Origin of the sequence: Arthrobacter vasquezii, from assembly GCF_029455255.1 — a bacterium.
Lineage (GTDB): Bacteria > Actinomycetota > Actinomycetes > Actinomycetales > Micrococcaceae > Arthrobacter_D > Arthrobacter_D parietis.
Map to the genome: position 1 here is coordinate 113,417 of NZ_JAROKN010000005.1, position 16,730 is coordinate 130,146.

At 62.9% G+C, this 16,730-nt stretch carries 14 protein-coding genes, 1 pseudogene and 1 riboswitch; of the genes and pseudogenes, 8 read left to right on the forward strand and 7 right to left on the reverse strand.

The genetic code is table 11. The features are described 5' to 3' along the window. The first annotated feature begins 52 nt into the window (after positions 1 to 52). On the forward strand, positions 53 to 1,072 hold the full coding sequence (locus P4U43_RS04100; protein ID WP_277357576.1) for a PHP domain-containing protein: 1,020 nt from the start codon (positions 53 to 55) through the stop codon (positions 1,070 to 1,072). A 16-nt stretch (positions 1,073 to 1,088) separates the two neighbouring features. Here P4U43_RS04100 and P4U43_RS04105 read toward each other — a convergent pair whose 3' ends face one another. Beyond that, entirely contained in the window at positions 1,089 to 2,414 is a 1,326-nt protein-coding gene (locus tag P4U43_RS04105) for a bifunctional o-acetylhomoserine/o-acetylserine sulfhydrylase (protein ID WP_277357577.1), read from the reverse strand. Between the two features lie 43 nt (positions 2,415 to 2,457). After that, a riboswitch (SAM riboswitch) is annotated at positions 2,458 to 2,573 on the reverse strand. Between the two features lie 136 nt (positions 2,574 to 2,709). After that, entirely contained in the window at positions 2,710 to 5,409 is a 2,700-nt protein-coding gene (aceE, locus tag P4U43_RS04110) for a pyruvate dehydrogenase (acetyl-transferring), homodimeric type (protein ID WP_277357578.1), read from the reverse strand. 203 nt (positions 5,410 to 5,612) lie between these two features. Here aceE and P4U43_RS04115 point away from each other — a divergent pair, with 203 nt between their 5' ends. Together P4U43_RS04115 and P4U43_RS04120 are read left to right on the forward strand one after the other, a co-directional pair. Further along, complete coding sequence (locus P4U43_RS04115; protein ID WP_277357579.1) at positions 5,613 to 6,377, forward strand: SDR family oxidoreductase; 765 nt, start codon at positions 5,613 to 5,615, stop codon at positions 6,375 to 6,377. A 493-nt stretch (positions 6,378 to 6,870) separates the two neighbouring features. Continuing rightward, positions 6,871 to 7,254 carry a helix-turn-helix domain-containing protein gene (locus P4U43_RS04120; protein ID WP_056545362.1) on the forward strand — a complete coding sequence of 128 codons (384 nt, stop codon included), beginning with the start codon at positions 6,871 to 6,873 and terminating at the stop codon, positions 7,252 to 7,254. On the opposite strand, the gene P4U43_RS04125 is transcribed toward P4U43_RS04120, so the two are convergent. Further along, a complete protein-coding gene (locus tag P4U43_RS04125) occupies positions 7,234 to 8,445 on the reverse strand; it encodes a PucR family transcriptional regulator (RefSeq protein WP_277357580.1) in 1,212 nt (403 codons plus the stop codon). The genes P4U43_RS04120 and P4U43_RS04125 overlap by 21 nt on opposite strands. Positions 8,446 to 8,753: 308 nt before the next feature. On the opposite strand from P4U43_RS04125, the gene ald reads away from it, so the two are divergent. Further along, on the forward strand, positions 8,754 to 9,866 hold the full coding sequence (gene ald / locus P4U43_RS04130) for an alanine dehydrogenase (protein WP_277357581.1): 1,113 nt from the start codon (positions 8,754 to 8,756) through the stop codon (positions 9,864 to 9,866). Here ald and P4U43_RS04135 read toward each other — a convergent pair. Continuing rightward, the gene (locus tag P4U43_RS04135; protein ID WP_277357582.1) at positions 9,863 to 10,885 is read right to left on the reverse strand and encodes a Gfo/Idh/MocA family protein; all 1,023 of its coding nucleotides are present in this window, start codon (positions 10,883 to 10,885) and stop codon (positions 9,863 to 9,865) included. The two genes, ald and P4U43_RS04135, sit on opposite strands and share 4 nt — an antisense overlap. 162 nt (positions 10,886 to 11,047) lie before the next feature. Between P4U43_RS04135 and P4U43_RS04140 the strand changes: the two genes are divergently transcribed. Beyond that, positions 11,048 to 11,524: a hypothetical protein gene (locus P4U43_RS04140; protein WP_277357583.1), complete on the forward strand. Its 477-nt coding sequence runs from the start codon at positions 11,048 to 11,050 to the stop codon at positions 11,522 to 11,524. A 37-nt stretch (positions 11,525 to 11,561) separates the two neighbouring features. On the opposite strand, the gene P4U43_RS04145 is transcribed toward P4U43_RS04140, so the two are convergent. Further along, positions 11,562 to 11,753, reverse strand: coding sequence for a hypothetical protein (locus tag P4U43_RS04145; RefSeq protein ID WP_056545370.1), 192 nt, complete (start codon positions 11,751 to 11,753; stop codon positions 11,562 to 11,564). A gap of 53 nt (positions 11,754 to 11,806) precedes the next feature. Further along, positions 11,807 to 12,769 (reverse strand): lantibiotic dehydratase C-terminal domain-containing protein, encoded by a 963-nt coding sequence (locus P4U43_RS04150; RefSeq protein ID WP_277357584.1) that lies wholly within the window; start codon positions 12,767 to 12,769, stop codon positions 11,807 to 11,809. A gap of 616 nt (positions 12,770 to 13,385) precedes the next feature. Between P4U43_RS04150 and P4U43_RS04155 the strand changes: the two genes are divergently transcribed. Together P4U43_RS04155 and P4U43_RS04160 are read left to right on the forward strand one after the other, a co-directional pair. Then, entirely contained in the window at positions 13,386 to 14,354 is a 969-nt protein-coding gene (locus tag P4U43_RS04155; RefSeq protein ID WP_277357585.1) for a helix-turn-helix transcriptional regulator, read from the forward strand. A gap of 46 nt (positions 14,355 to 14,400) precedes the next feature. Beyond that, positions 14,401 to 15,702 carry an aminotransferase-like domain-containing protein gene (locus P4U43_RS04160; protein WP_277357586.1) on the forward strand — a complete coding sequence of 434 codons (1,302 nt, stop codon included), beginning with the start codon at positions 14,401 to 14,403 and terminating at the stop codon, positions 15,700 to 15,702. A gap of 52 nt (positions 15,703 to 15,754) precedes the next feature. Here the strand turns inward: P4U43_RS04160 and P4U43_RS04165 are convergent. Beyond that, positions 15,755 to 16,606: pseudogene (locus P4U43_RS04165) on the reverse strand (dihydrolipoamide acetyltransferase family protein); the annotation flags it as partial. Between the two features lie 45 nt (positions 16,607 to 16,651). Between P4U43_RS04165 and P4U43_RS04170 the strand changes: the two are divergent. Continuing rightward, positions 16,652 to 16,730: hypothetical protein (locus tag P4U43_RS04170; protein WP_277357592.1), on the forward strand; the 79-nt coding region annotated here is incomplete at its 3' end.

Sequence of the window (16,730 nt, forward strand, 5' to 3'; positions counted from 1 at the left end):
AGCTGCTTCCCTGCACCAGCCCACCACCGCGTAAATGGTGGAAGATGGGCCTATGGATGCCACCGCCGCATTGAATGAGATCGCCTTCTGGCTGGAACGGGAACTGGCTCCGAGTTTCAAGGTTCAGGCGTTCCGCAAGGCCGCAGCGGCCATTGCCGAGCTGGAGCCCGACGAACTCGCACAACGCGCCCGCGACGGCCGGCTCAAGCGGATGAAGGGCATCGGAGCGCGCTCCCATGAGGTCATCACCCAAGCGCTCAACGGTGAAGTGCCGGCCTATCTCGCCGACCTCCGCGAGCGCTCGAAAGAAGCCCTGGCCAGCGGCGGGTCGGAGCTGAGGGCCCTCCTCCGCGGTGACCTGCACAGTCACAGCGACTGGTCCGACGGCGGGAGTCCCATCCCGCTCATGGTCGACGCCGCGCGTGCGCTCAATCATGAATACCTGGCGCTCACGGACCACTCCCCCACCCTGAAGATCGCGAACGGCCTGAGCGCGGAGCGCCTCACGGAGCAACTCCAGATCGTGGACCAGATCAACAACGACGACGGCGGCAACGGCTTCCGCCTTTTGAAGGGCATCGAGGTGGACATCCTTGAAGACGGAACACTGGATCAGTCGCCGGAGATGCTCGATGAGCTGGACATCGTTGTCGCCAGTGTCCACTCCAAGCTGCGCTCCGACCGCCGCACCATGACCGCACGCATGCTGGGCGGCATTCGCGATCCCCATACCAACGTCCTTGGCCACTGCACGGGCCGTCTTGTCCAGGGTTCCCGCGGCCAGCGTCCACAGTCCGAGTTCGACGCCCGGAAGGTGTTCACCGCCTGTGCCGAGAACAACGTAGCGGTGGAAATCAATTCACGTCCCGAGCGGCAGGATCCGCCGGATGACCTGATCCAGCTGGCACTCGAAGCCGGGTGTCTCTTCAGCATCGACAGCGACGCGCACGCCCCCGGTCAGCTGGATTTCCTCCAGTACGGGGCGGAGCGCGCCGAAACAAACGGCGTGCCGGCGGACCGCATCATTACGACGTGGCCGTTGGACAAGCTGCTCGCCTGGGCGCGCTCCTGAGAGCTTCCCAAGCTCCTTAGGCGTCCAGGAATTCCTTGGCTGCCCTGAAACCGGCTTCAAGGTCCGCCAGAATGTCATCAATGTGTTCAATACCCACTGAGAGCCGCACCAGCCCGGGGTTAACGCCGGCAATGACCTGCTGCTCCGGCGATAGCTGGCTATGGGTGGTCGACGCCGGGTGGATCACCAGCGAGCGCACGTCGCCGAGGTTCGCCACATGCGAGTGCAGGTCAAGGGCATCGACGAAGCGCTTCCCGGCCTCCGCACCGCCGGCCAGGTTGAAGGAAACGATGGCGCCGATTCCCTTCGGGCCGTACGTGCGTCCGCGCTCATACCAGGGGCTTGAGGGCAGCCCGGCATAGGCAACCGACTCGACATCCTCACGCGCTTCCAGCCACTGAGCCACTTCGACAGCATTGGAGACGTGCCGCTCCATCCGCAGGCTCAGGGTCTCCAGGCCCTGGGCGATCAGGAACGCGTTGAACGGGGATACCGCCGAGCCGAGGTCACGCAGCAACTGGACTCTGGCCTTGAGGATGTAGGACAGGTTGGCCCCGAGGGCGCCGTCCGCACCCAGATCCCGTGCGTACACCAGACCGTTGTATGTCGGGTCCGGCGTATTGAAGCCCGGGAAACGGTTGGGATCCTTGCCGAAATCAAACTTTCCCGAGTCAACGATGACGCCGGCGATCGCCGTACCGTGGCCGCCCAGGTACTTGGTGGCCGAATGGACAACAATGTCCGCGCCCCACTCCAGGGGCCGGATGAGGTAAGGGGTGGCAAGGGTGTTGTCCACGATCAGCGGCACACCGGCGTCGTGAGCGGTCCGGGACACGCCCTCAATGTCGAGTACGTCCTGCCGCGGGTTGGAGACGACCTCCGCAAAGAACAGCTTGGTGTTGGGCTGCACAGCGTCCCGCCACTGGTCCAGATTGTCCGGATCCGCCACGAAGGTGACCGAAATGCCGAACTTCTTCAGCGTATGGGCCAGCAGGTTGTAGGTTCCGCCGTACAGGCTCGGACTGGCGACGACGTGATCGCCGGCCTCCGCGACATTCAGGATCGCGAAGGTCTCCGCCGCCTGACCTGAGCTGAGCAGCAGCGCGCCCAGCCCGCCTTCAAGGCTGGCGATCCGCTGCTCAACGGCATCCTGGGTGGGGTTGCCGATCCGCGTGTAGATGGGAGCGAGTTCGGCAAGGGCAAAGCGGTTGGCAGCGCTTTCGGCACTGGGAAAGACGAACGACGTGGTCTGGTAGATCGGCAGAGCACGGGCACCGGTGGCGCTGTCCGGTTCCTGACCGGCGTGGATCTGGCGGGTTTCGAAAGACCATTGGTTGGACATTCAAGGCTCCTTTGGCATGGGCCCGGCATGGTGGGAGCACCGCGGGCCGCGCTTGCCGTCCGGCTGGTGCCGGGCGGCCAGGTCTTCACCCGGAGCACCCCACCGCAGCTGGAGGGTTGCTGGCCAGCAAGCCGGGGCTTGGTGCTGGCGCTCATGACCACGGCCAGTGTAGGCACAGGAGTATCACGCCGCACGAAGATGACGTTCCATGTAATCCACCCGTTGAGTTGCAGAAGTTTTTGTCGCCTAGTTGCAGGTAAAAGTGTTTCCAGGCCGCAACTAGGCGACAAAAACGTCAGGGGAGGGTGAGGAGTGCGTACTTCTCGATTGCCTGGCGTGGTGCGTCTGCGTCTACCTCTCCCCGCTTCGCGAGGAGCTGAAGAGTGCGTACGACGACGGAGGCTGGGTCGATCTTGAAGTACCGCCTGGCTGCGGCGCGTGTGTCGGAAAAGCCGAACCCGTCCGCTCCGAGTGTGGCGAAGTCCTGCGGCAGGAACTGGCGGATTTGATCCGGAACAGCCTTCATGTAGTCGGTGACGGCCACGATCGGTCCGGGTGCGTCCCCAAGCTGCTGGGTGACGAAGGGAACGCGGGCCTCTGCATCGGGGTTGAGGAAGGCCTCCTCCTCGGCGGCGAGTGCGTCACGCCGCAGCTCCGTCCACGAAGTCACCGACCACACATCGGCCGAAACACCCCAGTGGTCTGCCAGGAGTTCCTGCGCCTCGAGCGCCCACGGGACGGCCACGCCGGAGGCGAGGATCTGCGCCTTCGGCCGGCCGCCGTCGTCGTTGCCGGGCTTCAGCCTGTACACGCCGCGCACCACGGCGTCGGCATCCAACCCGGCGGGAAGCGGCGGCTGGATGATCGGCTCGTTGTAGACGGTCAGGTAGTACATGACGTTTCGATCGTCGGAATTCGCGCCGTACATGCGCTCCAGTCCTGCACGCATGATGATGCCGAGTTCATACCCGTAGGCCGGGTCGTAGGTGATGACGGCGGGGTTGGTGGAGGCAAGGATGGGTGAGTGTCCGTCGGCGTGTTGGAGGCCTTCGCCGGTGAGGGTGGTACGGCCTGCGGTGGCGCCGATGATGAACCCGCGGGTCATCTGGTCACCGGCTGCCCAGAAGGAATCTCCCGTGCGCTGGAATCCGAACATCGAGTAGAACACGTAGATCGGAATCAGCGGCTCGCCCTGCGTGGCGTACGCCGTGCCAGCCGCGGTGAACGCAGCAACTGATCCGGCTTCATTGATGCCGGCGTGGAGGATTTGGCCTTGAATCGATTCCTTGTACGCGAGAACCAACTCCCGGTCTACCGAGAGGTAGTTCTGGCCCTTGGGGTTGTAGATCTTCGCTGTCGGGAAAAAGGCGTCCATGCCGAAGGTTCTGGACTCATCCGGAACAATGGGGACAATCCGGGACCCCAGCCCTTTCTCCCGCATGAGATCTTTCAGAAGGCGGACGAAAGCCATCGTTGTGGCGGCCTGCTGCTTCCCCGAGCCCCGGTTCGCAACCTCGTACGCCTTGTCCCCCGGCAGCTCCAGTGCCGCCGCCTCGGTACGGCGTTCAGGAACAAATCCGCCGAGGGTACGGCGCCGGTCCAGGAGGTATTTGATTTCGGGGGAGTCGGGTCCAGGGTGGTAGTAGGGCGCGTTGTAGAGGTCGGCTTCGAGTGCTTCGTCGGGGATGGGGATGCGCAGGTGGTCGCGGAAGTCCTTGAGGTCCTGAAGGGTGAGTTTCTTCATCTGGTGGGTCGCGTTACGGCCCTCGAAGTGTGAACCCAACCCGTACCCCTTGACCGTTTTGGCCAGAATCACGGTCGGTTTGCCCTTGAACTCCGTGGCGGCCTTGTACGCCGCGTACACCTTCCGGTAATCATGCCCGCCGCGCTTGAGTCCCCACACCTGCGCATCTTCCATATCCGCCACGAGGTCCTTGGTGGCCGGGGTCTTCCCGAAGAAGTGATCGCGCACAAACCCACCGGATTCTGCCTTGTAGGTCTGGTAATCCCCGTCAGCGGTCTCGTTCATGATCTTCACCAGATCCCCGGTGGTGTCTTTGGCGAGCAGGTCATCCCACTCCCGGCCCCACACCACCTTGATCACGTTCCACCCGGCACCGCGGAAGAACGCCTCGAGTTCCTGCATGATCTTCCCGTTACCACGCACTGGCCCGTCCAGGCGCTGCAGGTTGCAGTTGATCACAAAGTTCAGGTTGTCCAGATTCTCATTGGCCGCCAACTGCAACAACCCACGCGATTCGGGCTCATCCATCTCCCCATCCCCCAGGAACGCCCACACCTGCTGATCACTGGTGTCTTTCAACCCGCGGTTCTGCAGATACCGGTTGGACTGCGCCTGATAGATCGCGTTCATCGGCCCGATCCCCATCGACACCGTCGGGAACTCCCAGAACTCCGGCATCAACCTAGGGTGCGGATACGAGGACAACGCATGACCGGCCTTGGACTTCTCCTGCCGGAACCCGTCCAGATCCTCCTCGGTCAGCCGGCCCTCCAGGAACGCCCGCGCATACATCCCCGGCGACGCGTGCCCCTGAAAGAACACCTGATCCCCACCACTGGGGTGGTCCTTACCCTTGAAGAAATGATTGAACCCCACCTCATACAGGGTCGCCGCACCCGCATACGTGGAAATATGGCCGCCCACACCGATCTCCGGACGCTGCGCCCGATGCACCATCACCGCAGCATTCCACCGCATCCACGCCCGGTACTTCCGCTCGATCTCCTCATCCCCAGGGAACTCAGGCTCCTCATCGACCGGAATCGAGTTCACATAATCAGTAGTCACAACACTGGGAAGACCCACCGACCGGCCACCAGCACGCGCCAGCAAACGCCCCAAAACATCACGGGCACGATCAGAACCACGCTGATCAATCAACTGATCAAAGGACTCAATCCACTCAGCCGTCTCCTCAGGATCCGAATCCCTACCAACACCCGAACCCACAATCCCCTGATCAGCAACCATGCCAAACCCTCTTTCGCTGCGCGGAACCTGCCCGCTCGATTCACTGCCTGACCGGCATCGCACCCTTGCAATGCGGCAGATGGCCTTTGTCCCTCCGGGTCCATTCCAACCCGCGCTTTCGCAATATGGAACTATTATTCCATTACTATAGGGTGAATGCCTGCCAAGATGGGAATGCCAACCAGAAAGGGCACCGGAACGTCATGAATGAACTGCCGATTGAGTCTCCACGCATTGCCGTCATCACCGGTGCAGGCTCCGGCATCGGCAAGGCGGTGGCGCACGCATTCCTGGACGCCGGCTGGGCAGTGACCCTGGCGGGCCGCCGTCGTGAACCGCTCGAGGCAACCGCACAGGGCCGGGAATTGGCTGACGTACTTCCAACCGATATCAGCCGGCCCGACGACGTCGCCCACCTCTTCGCGCACGTACATCAACGCTGGGGCAGGCTCGATTTCCTGTTCAACAACGCGGGAACCATTGGTCCCGCGGGCGCAGTTGACGAGATCAGCCCGGAGGAATGGACGTCAACGGTGGCGATCAACCTGACGGGTTCGTTCCTGTGCGCGGCGGAAGCGTTCCGCATCATGAAGCAGCAGGACCCGCAGGGCGGGCGCATCATCAACAACGGGTCCATTGCTGCCCACTCTCCACGGCCGCGGTCGGCGGCGTACACCGCAACAAAACATGCAGTGACAGGGCTGACCAAGTCGATCGAACTGGACGGACGCGCCTACGGCATTACGTGCGGTCAGATCGACATCGGCAATACCTCCACAGGGCTTATGACCACCCTCGGCGTTGGCGAGGGCGCGCTGCAGGCGGACGGCTCCCGTCGGGTGGAACCCACGTTCCCGGTGGAAGAGGCCGCCCGCACCGTGCTGCATATGGCGCAGCTACCGCCATCAGCCAACATCGGCACAGTGGTCATGACGGCCAGCGGCATGCCCTTCATCGGCCGCGGCTAGGCGGTCATGCGCGGGGAAAGAGTGGGTAATAAAAGGAAAGCCCTCCGAGGAGACGGAGGGCTTTCAACGGTGCGGAGTTACGGTCTTCAGCTGTACCAGAACCAGTGCGGAGGACTCCACATGGGTGGAACCTGATGTCCATTGAAGGATCCGCAGACGGAGCAGGAATAACTGACACTGGCAGGAAGCAGATCCCGCCCTCCAGAGGAAACACGCGCAGGAACAAAGTCCTCGTAGATCAGGAACTCATCGGTTCCACAGGTTCCGCACCACGGCAAAGCGCTATCCCGCTCGGCCAGCTGCCCCGTTGAGGGCAACATGGTTCTTCGATGGTCCGGGTTGATAATCGTCATTGTTTGCCACCGTCCAACTGCAGTCGTTCTGAGAAGCAATAACTAAGCTCGCTTAGTTAAGGTTTAATAACGATAGCGTTTGTGCGCTAATTACGGAAGTCCTTAGTGTTTCGAAGCAACCGGATTGGCAGAATAGCGTTATGATCCGATCCCGCTCCCGCACCGCCCCGGCTCTCCCCACCACGCAGCGCCTGTCGCTGGCGCGAACCCTGGCTGAGAGCAACGATGTCACGGTGTTCGTGGACGGCACGGCCGTCAAGCTTCCCGGTGAAGCGAGGGACGCCGTCGTCGATCTTCTGCAGAGACTGGCGGCGGGCGACTCCGTGACGGTGACCTCGGTCGCTGACTCGCTGACCACCTCGCAGGCGGCGGAAGCGGCCGGAATTTCACATACCTATCTGCGGAACCTGACCGACGCCGGCGTGATCCCGGTGGAATACCGTGGAACTCACCGGCGCATCAGGCGGGAAGCCATCGACGCGTGGCTCGCCGCCCAGAAGAAATCAGATGCGGGGACGCCGTGACCATCGCCGCGCCTTCAAAGCAAGGTGCAGCTCAAGGCGGACCGGCCCGCTGAGCGGATCAGCGCCGATCACGGAACGGACGCGGGACAACCGGTTGTACACGCTACTGCGATGCAGGTGGAGTTGGCCCGCTACGTCCTGCACTGAACCGTTCTTGTCGAACAACAGCTCCAGAACGGGCAGCAGCTCATTGTTGCGGTCATAATCCTCAAGTTCTTCGAAGTAGACCGACCGCGGCGAGGAAGCCTGCCACCCGCCGCCCGCCAGAAACTGGTACACGCCGATCGAGCGGTAGCGCACTGAATCGCCCAGCAAGGGATCGACCGCGGCTGCCTGCGCCGCCGATCGCGCCTGTTGGTATCCACCCGCCAGGCCATCAGGGGCAGTGAACGGCTCGCTGGCCCCGCTCGTCAACGGAAAGCCTGCTGCACCCGCGACAGCGGCCAGCCGCTCACCATACCGGCGCCGGATCGCGGCCAGCTCCGTCTGGCCCGCATCATGACGGACCAGCAGGACCGAATGGGAGGCCTCACCGGCACTGAAGACAACGACGTCGGCCCCGACGGTGGCCTGCAAAGCTGCGGTACGCCGTGCCAGCGTCCCATCATCGGTGCCCTCCTCCCGGTGTGCCGTCGAACGATCGAGCAGCACCTCGACGTGCCACGGCGAAGTGCCGTCAAGTTCCGGCCAGCCCGCACACTCCTCCAGTGCCTGACCTTCACCCGTGGCGGCAGCGAGGAAGACCCGCTCCCGGCGCGTGCGGTGCTCGGAACCGGCCGTGTTGTCCTCCAACAGCAGGGCCGCAAGCCGCTCGACGTCCTCGCGTACCCCGGGCAGCTGCTTGAGAATATGAGCGGCACTGTCTTCGCCGGCGTCCTGCTGCACCCACAGGTAGCCGACGCGGAAGCCGCGCACCAGCAGCGGTACGCATACCCGCCCAAGCATCCCGAGTCCGGGATTGGCCGGAACCGCGACCGGGCGCACCGCCGTCGTTATTCCGTGCTGCACCTGCCAGGCGCTCACGTCCGCCGGGACCTTCTTGCTGAGCAGGAAGTTGACCCGCACGCGGTCTGCGGAGGATTGGTGGCTGCTGTAGGCGAGGAGGACGCCGTCGAGGTCCTCCAGGGAGAGGCCGCGGCCGAGGCGTGCGGCAATCCGCTCCACCTCGAGCTCCACCTGTGTTGTCTGCACTGACTCATCCTAGGACCGCGACGGCGACACTTGGTGCTCCACAACTCGACAACTGTCGACTGGAACGGATGACGGGTCCGTGTTAGTGATGCCAGTCACAGCGGTCTTACCTTCCGCTTCCCTGCGCGGAAGGCAAGACAAACGACGACGGCGGCACCCGGCGTCGTCGTGCTCGCCCTCCTTCAGTGAGCGGCAGGCGCCCTGTCCGGCGGAGGGAACCGCTCGTATCCTTGAGGAAACAGGCCACAAGCCTGCTGATCAGGTTCCATGGTCAACTTCAGGCAATTCGAGAGCAGACGGAGAATCCCGTGATCATCGGCGTCCCCAAAGAAGTGAAGAACAACGAGTTTCGCGTGGCCATTACGGCCTCAGGCGTGCACGAGTTCCGCACCCATGGCCATACGGTCCTGGTGGAGCGGTCGGCCGGTGTGGGGTCCAACATCACCGATGACGAATATGTGGCCGCTGGCGCGGAGATCGTCGACGATGCCGATGATGTGTGGGCGCGGGCTGACATGGTCATGAAGGTCAAGGAGCCGATCGCGGAGGAGTACCACCGCTTCCGGGAGGGCCTCATCCTCTTCACCTATCTTCACCTCGCCGCTGAACCGAAGTTGACCCATGCTCTGATCGAAGCCGGCGTCACGGCAATTGCCTATGAAACCGTCCAGGATGGTCGGGCACTTCCGCTGCTGGCCCCCATGTCCGAGGTGGCCGGGCGGTTGTCGGTTCAGGTTGGAGCGCAGGTCATGACCGCGCCCTCGGGTGGTCCGGGCCTGCTGCTGGGCGGCGTGCCCGGCGTGCGGCCGGCAAAGGTTGTGGTGCTGGGTGCAGGTGTTGCCGGAACCAACGCCACCGCCATGGCTGTGGGCACCGGAGCGGACGTCACCGTTCTGGACATCAATATCGCCCGGCTCCGGGAGCTCGACGCCCAGTATGCGGGCCGCGTCCGGACCATCGCGTCCAACGCCTTCGAGATCGAGCGGGCGGTGCTGGAGGCAGACCTGGTGATCGGCTCGGTGCTTATCCCGGGCGCCAAGGCGCCGAAGCTCGTCACCAATGACATGGTGTCGCGGATGAAACCGGGCAGCGTCCTCGTGGATATTGCCGTGGATCAGGGCGGCTGCTTCGAGGATTCACACGTGACCACGCATGAGGAACCCACGTTCACCGTGCACCAGTCGCTCTTCTACTGCGTAGGTAACATGCCCGGCGCCGTGCCCAACACGTCCACCTACGCGCTGACCAACGTGACCCTCCGGTATGCCGTGGCGCTGGCTGATCGCGGAGTGCGGGGTGCCTTCGAGGCTATTCCTGCCCTGGCATACGGGCTCAACGTTGCGGGCGGTGCGGTGGCGCACTCCTCAGTGTCCGAGGCACACGGCCTCGAACTCACCGAGGACTGGCGCCAGCTCGTCTAAACGGTGTGAGCCGCTTCGATGATCCGGTGGGCACGCAGACTGTCCGCCGGATCAACCGGGACTGGCTCGCCCTCCTGCAGCGCAGCTGCGAGGAGGTCATAGAACGCGGGGTAATTGCCGTCCTCCGTGGGATGCCGCATGGCCTCATGGTCAAATCCGAGCAGACCCCAGGCGAGTTTGTCCTCCACACCGTAGCCGGGATCGGAGGGCAGCATGCCTGCATCAACGGCTGCTTCCTGAACGTCCACTCCCCACTTGGTGTACGCGGATCCGGAGCCCGTGACCCGGAACCGCGGGGCCGCCTGCGGCGCGAGTGCGTTCATCCAGAGGTGACTGATCACGCCTGAGGAATGCTTCAGGGCCACAAAGACGTCATCGTCCGGCCCTTCGGCTTCGCGGTGGGCCGCGCGTTCCGCATGAATGAGCTCAGCATCTCCGAAGAGCTGCAATGCCTGATCGATCAGGTGCGGGCCGAGGTCATAAAGGATACCGCCGCCCTCCTCGGCTCCGCTGGTTGCTTTCCAGGGTTTGGTGACCAGCGGCTTATAGGTTTCCATCCGGGATTCGAACCGCCGCACCTGGCCCAGCTTGCCCGCCTCGAGCAGCTTTTTCACGGTCAGGAAATCGCCGTCCCAGCGCCTGTTCTGGAAGACCGTCAGCAACTGCCCCTCCGCCTGTGCCAGCGCGATGAGCCGCTCACCGTCCGCTGAATCAACGACAAAGGGCTTATCCACGACGACGGCGGCGCCTCCCCTCAGCGCCCGCTCGGCCAGCTGGGCGTGAGTGGCCGGAGGCGTACTCACGACAACGAGATCCAGCAGGTCCAGCTGCTGCCACAGCTCATCGACGGTGGAAAGGGTCCGCGTGTCCGGATAGCGGGCTTCAACCTGCGCAATACGGTCCCCGTTGGATGTCACGACAACATCGAGTGAATACCGGCTGTTGGTGCTGATGAAGGGCGCGTGAAATACCCGCCCACCAAGGCCGAATCCGATGAGGGCAGTCCTGATTTTCTCCATGGCCCAACCCTAGGGCCACGGCGGGACTTGAGCACCAGGATTTGTTTCACCGGTCCGAATTTGCGGACGGGTGAAGCCATACTATGATCATCTATCGGTCAAGCAGTGGCTATTGAATCTCTCACCTTAAGGGACCCTATGGCCACCGCTTCGGACCCCGGCATGCACACACCTTCTGATCCTGGCATCGACCTGCCCGATCCCTTCAGCACTGCTGAAATCAACGAAAACGACGGCGCGCCGCTGCACACGCATTCAACGCGGCTCATGCTGACCACGGCAGCACATTTTGTCCAGGAGCACCTGCATTCCCAGCTGGCCGAACTCCGGCTGACTCCGGTTGACCTGTCGGTCCTGAGCGGTCTGGCGGAGTTGTCTGCAGCCTCCATCCCCGATGTTGCAGCGCAGTGCCTCCTGTCAGAGGAGATCACCGCACGCTCCCTCGCCGAACTCAGCCAATTGGAGTTCGTGAAGGCGGAGAACGCCAGGTATTCGATGACCGCCGCCGGCCGCCGCGCGCTCACCGAGGCACGTGATCTCGAGGATGATCTGTTCGCCGAGAAGAGCACAACACTGCGCATGGAACTCGGCTCATTGATCAGCCGTCTTCGCGACGGCGGAGTACTCGACCCGAAGTAGCTTGAGCGTCGGTCCTTCCGGAGAGGGCCCTGCTCGGCTAGTGCCAGAGACTGCCTGCCCACGCAGCATCGCGCAGATAGTCGCGGGCCGCTCCCACGTCCCAGAGCTCTCCCTGGGAGGCGATCACACCCATGCCCCGAAGGTCCTCGACCGTATCGGGGGAACATCCCAGGGCCTCGCTCAGGTCGTGTGCGTCTGCGGCGAGGATGACGTCTTCGTTGTAGGCCATGCGTGCACTTTTCCTTTCTCGTCTGGGGTGGCGACGATCGAGCAGGACGAAGGTCAGTTCCGGCTGAACAGGGCGCGTTCCCGTTCAACGCTCCAGGTACGGGCATACAAACCGAGTACTGCTTCCTCACGGGGACTGAAACCCAGGCGGTTCAGTGTCATATGCGCGTGATGGACCGTCAGGTGCTGGGCGCTGCGGCTGACGCGGACCCTGTCCGCGCGATACAGATAGGCGTCCAGTGTGCGGAACCACCGGCGTCTCCAATTGTGGACCGCTGACTCGGCGGCGGTAGCGGCCATCAGACTTTGGAATGCGGGCGTCTTGGCGCTCACCTGGTTGGCCATGGCCTCCCGGACGGCGGGGCCGCGGGCACCGAGATCCGGCGTGCAGGTCCTGAGATGGCTGTCCCAGTAGTAATCCCAGGAAATTCGGCGCCGATCAGCCCAACTGGCTGATCGCGAGCCCTTCATCATGCTGCGTGCAGAGTCGAAGAGAACCAGCGCGGCGAAAGCGGACCGACTGTGCATCTTGGTGAAGCGCTGTGTGCCCCAGGCAGCGAGCTCGGAGGAGAGTTCGAAAACTTCCTCTGCCAGCTGCAGGCCTTCAACGCCGCCATACTTGAAGAGCTCAGACTCAAGCTGGGGATCCGCGTCTTCCGCCCCGCGCAGATAGTACCCATGCGTAGCGGGAGTTGAGATAGATTGCCGGGAGGGCGCCGCGGCCAGAGCGCCGCCATTGCGCTTCAGAAGTACTTGATGGACTGTTTGCAACCGTTCGATGGTGGCGGGCTGCGCCAGAATGTGCAGCCGTACCTGAACAGATGACGATGGTTCTACACTCCGCGTATAGAACCATCTTTCGGCCCGCAGTACGTGGGCCTGCGCCGCCAGCGGGGTAACCAGGTCTCCAATGATGCCGTCCGCTACATCGAAGCCGCCTGCATGAGTGGAAAGATGCCACCATTGAGTGCTGAGTGCGGTTCGTGAGGCGGTTCGAACTGCGGTCAGCTGACTCATGGCATCCTCCTTCGGGCTAATGGTTACCCCCGCTGGGGCGAGTCTTTGGGCGTTTCAGCTTCGCGACGAAGACCTGAATCGCTGTGTGGTTGGTCTTATTTCGGCCAATCCCAGCTTGCGGTTACCGTCTTTGGCCAGTCCCAGCTAGCTGCTCCAACTGCCGGGGTTGCCGGTGCAAGAACCGCTGCTGCGACAAGGATCCCTGCGGCTGCGCCGATAATCTTCTTCACTGGACGTTCCCTTTCGTCAGGTTGCATGTGACGCGATCCGGCTCGCCGTCGAGCCGGTAAAACCAGCATGTGCGTGGCGGTTGCGGGTTGTCCAGCTGAGAAGGCGCCCTATTCAGGACATGGCCTGATGAGGACAAATGCCGTCTCAGACGTTCCCGGCGGACTGTCCAAGGCGAGCCCGTCCGCCCGGTAATACCGCGGTTTGCGTTCCATTTCATTCCTGCACCGGCTTGCAGACAGGACGATGTCATTAACCTGACATGTCATGTTTTTACAGCACCGATTTTGGCGTTCAGCGGCCAACTTCGGGACGGGCACGGCGAGCCCAGCCCCGAGGTCTGTAGGCTACCCCTAGAGAAACGCGACAGTCGGAAAGGGAAACCGGGATGCTCGACGGCATATCCATTGAGCTCTACCGGTATGCCGTTGGCCACCCGGGATGGATGAAATCCGAGGCCTCCGAGGCGCTTGGGTACACCCTACGGGAGATTGACTCGGCGATGGAAGTGCTCGTGGAGCGCCGGCTGCTCAGCGAGCAGGGCGCCTCCGCACACGCGTACATCGCCGTTTCTCCGGACGTTGCTCTGGCTGATCTTGTTGACGCCGATGAGCGCGCTGTGCAGGATCTGCGGGCGAGGATAGCTGCCCGCCGGCGGGAACTCTCCACCCTCGTGCCCACCTATCTTGAGGCCCGCAAGAGTGTTATCACCAGCTCCTCGGTGGAGACGCTGGAAGATCCTCATCTGATCCATCGCGTCCTGATCGACTATGGCAGGGATGTCACGGAAAAGGTGCTGATTGCCCAGCCCGGGCAGGGATCCACGGCCGATGTGCAGGAAGAAAACGTTCGTAAGGACCTGGAACTGCTGAGACTGGGGGTGGAGCGCAAAACGTTGTATGACGTCAGCACCCGTGACCACGTTCCGACGCGCAAGGCAGTTGCTGCCATCACCGCCGGAGGCGGGCGTTTCGGTGCCCTGCCGCGAGTCCCGCTACGGATGCTGATCTTCGACCGGAAACTCGCCCTCGTAGCCCGTCAGCTGGGACATGACGACAAGGCCGCACTAGTGGTTCGAGACCCGCATTTAATCCACATTTTTACCCAGCTGTTCGAGTTCGCCTGGGAACTCAGCGAGCCCTTCCTGATCGACGAGCCGACCGTCTCCCCTCTCAACAGCACGCAGCAGGCTATCCTCAAAGGTCTCGCAGCGGGCTATTCCGATGAGGTCATCGCCCGGCGCCTGGACATCAACGTCAGGACTTGCCGCCGCCACATTGCGTGGATGCTCGAGACTCTCCACGCTGACAGCCGGTTCCAGGCAGGTATCAAGGCACACCAGGCTGGGTGGATCTAGAAAACTTCCGTTGCCTATGAGTGAACGCGTCCTCTAGACTCATCGCGTGACCTCCCAGGATGAACTGAACTCAACGCTGCTGCCCGCCGAAACTGAAGTGGCCCTCGAACGGGCCGTGGATTCAGCTCACCGGCACGAGAATCTGTTCTCCGAGCGAGCCGCAAACATCAAGCAGTCAGCCGTTCGCGATGTCTTCGACATCTCCATCCGGCCAGGGCTCGTCTCGCTGGCCGGCGGCAGCCCCTATCTGAAATCCCTCCCCATGCAGGACCTCGGCAAGACCGCCGAGCGGATCATCGCCGAACACGGGCTGGAGGCCCTGCAGTACGGCGGCGGTCAGGGCATGGAACAGCTGCGCCGGCAGATCTGCGACGTAATGGCCGCCGAAGGCATCACTGATGCGGATCCCGCGGACATCGTCGTGACCACAGGCTCGCAGTCAGCTCAGGATGTGGCAGCCAAGGTGTTTTGTGACCCGGGTGATGTGATCCTGTGCGAAGACCCAACCTATGTCGGTGCACTTAACACCTTCGAGGCGTACCAGGTGGACGTTCAAGCCATTGAGATGGACGAGCAAGGACTGGTTCCGGAGCGTCTTGAACAGCGGATCGCGGACTTGCTCGCCGAGGGCCGCCGCATCAAGCTGCTTTACACGATTCCCAGTTTCAACAACCCCAGCGGCATCACCCTGGCGGCTGACCGTCGCCAACGGATTGTCGACATCTGCCGTGCGCACAACATCCTGATTCTTGAAGACAACCCCTACGGTCTGCTTCGCTTCGACGGTCACCCGCTGCCGCCGATGCGGGCGGAAAACCCTGATGACGTCATCTACCTTGGATCATTCTCGAAGATTTTCGCCCCCGGAGTCCGTCTGGGCTGGGCGCTTGTGCCCCGGCATCTGCACCGCCGGTTCTACCTTGCGTGCGAGGCAGTAGTGCTGTGTCCATCGCCATTGACCCAGATGCTGGTGTCGGCGTATCTGAGCGACTACGACTGGCAGGGCCACCTCGCCAACACCCGGTCGCTGTACAGCGAGCGGTGTTCCACCATGTTGAAGGGGCTTGCCGCGCACCTCCCCGAGGGCGTCAGCTGGACAACGCCGGACGGCGGTTTCTTCGTGTGGGTCACGCTGCCGGAGGGCGTGGACACCTATCCGCTGCTCTACCAGGCCATCGACGCGGGAGTGGTCTTCATTCCCGGTGCCGCCTTCACTCCGTCCGATGAGCCGTCGAACAAGCTGCGCCTCGCCTTCAGCGCCGTCTCACCCGAGGACATCGAAGAGGGCATCCGTCGACTCGCCCCGATCCTGAGGACCGCGATCGAGGAAAACGCGTCTCGCGCATAAAACACTGCGAGGCCGTATCGCCCCGAACGCCCAGGGATCCAGTCCGGGAAACTTAATCCAGGAGTAGAGCGGGTTCTTCCAGGATCGACGCGACGTCGGCCATGAAGCGGGCGCTGAGATCGCCGTCGACGACGCGATGATCGAACGATCCGCCGAGGGTGGTGATCCAGCGGGGAATCACCTCGCCGTCAAGCACCCACGGCTTTTGCTTGATGGTTCCAAAGGCCACAATCGCGACTTCACCGGGATTGATGATGGGTGTTCCGGTATCGATACCGAGCGCACCGATGTTGGTAACCGTCAGGGTTCCGCCCTGCATCTCCGCCGGCTGGGTCTTGCCGGCCCGCGCACGGGCCGCCAGATCATTCAGCGCCACCGCCAGTTCCTTCAGGGAAAGATCCTGTGCGTCCTTGATGTTCGGCACCATGAGTCCGCGCGGCGTCGCCGCTGCAATTCCCAGATTCATGAAGTGCTTGACCAGGATTTCCCGGTCCGTCCAGGTTGCGTTGACCGACGGGTTGCGCGCCGCCGCCCAGATGACGGCCTTCGCGAGAATGAGCAGCGGTGACACCTTGATGCCCTCGAAGTCGCGGGAGGCTTTGAGCCGCTTCACGAACTCCATGGTCCGGGAGGCATCAACATCGACGAAGATACTCACATGCGGTGCTGAGAAGGCGCTCTCCACCATCGCCCGCGCGGTGGCCTTACGGACACCCTTGACGGGGATGCGCTCGATCCGCTCCCCCTGCGGACGGGTGGCTGCACCCCAGAACGACGGCGCGTGGTCCTGCTCAGCGTCCCGCTGGGCCTGGTAGCTCAGCAGGTCCTGTTTGGTCACCTCACCTGAGCCGCCGGTAGCGGGAACGTCGGCCAGGTCGATGCCAAGATCACGGGCGGCCTTCCGTTCGAGTGCCTGAACGAGGCGCGGTACGGCATCATCTGGGGTGCGATGGGTGCGGCGAGGGACAGCTACGAGGCGGCGCTGAACTACTCGAAGGAGCGCCTGCAGTTCGGCAAGCCGCTGTCCG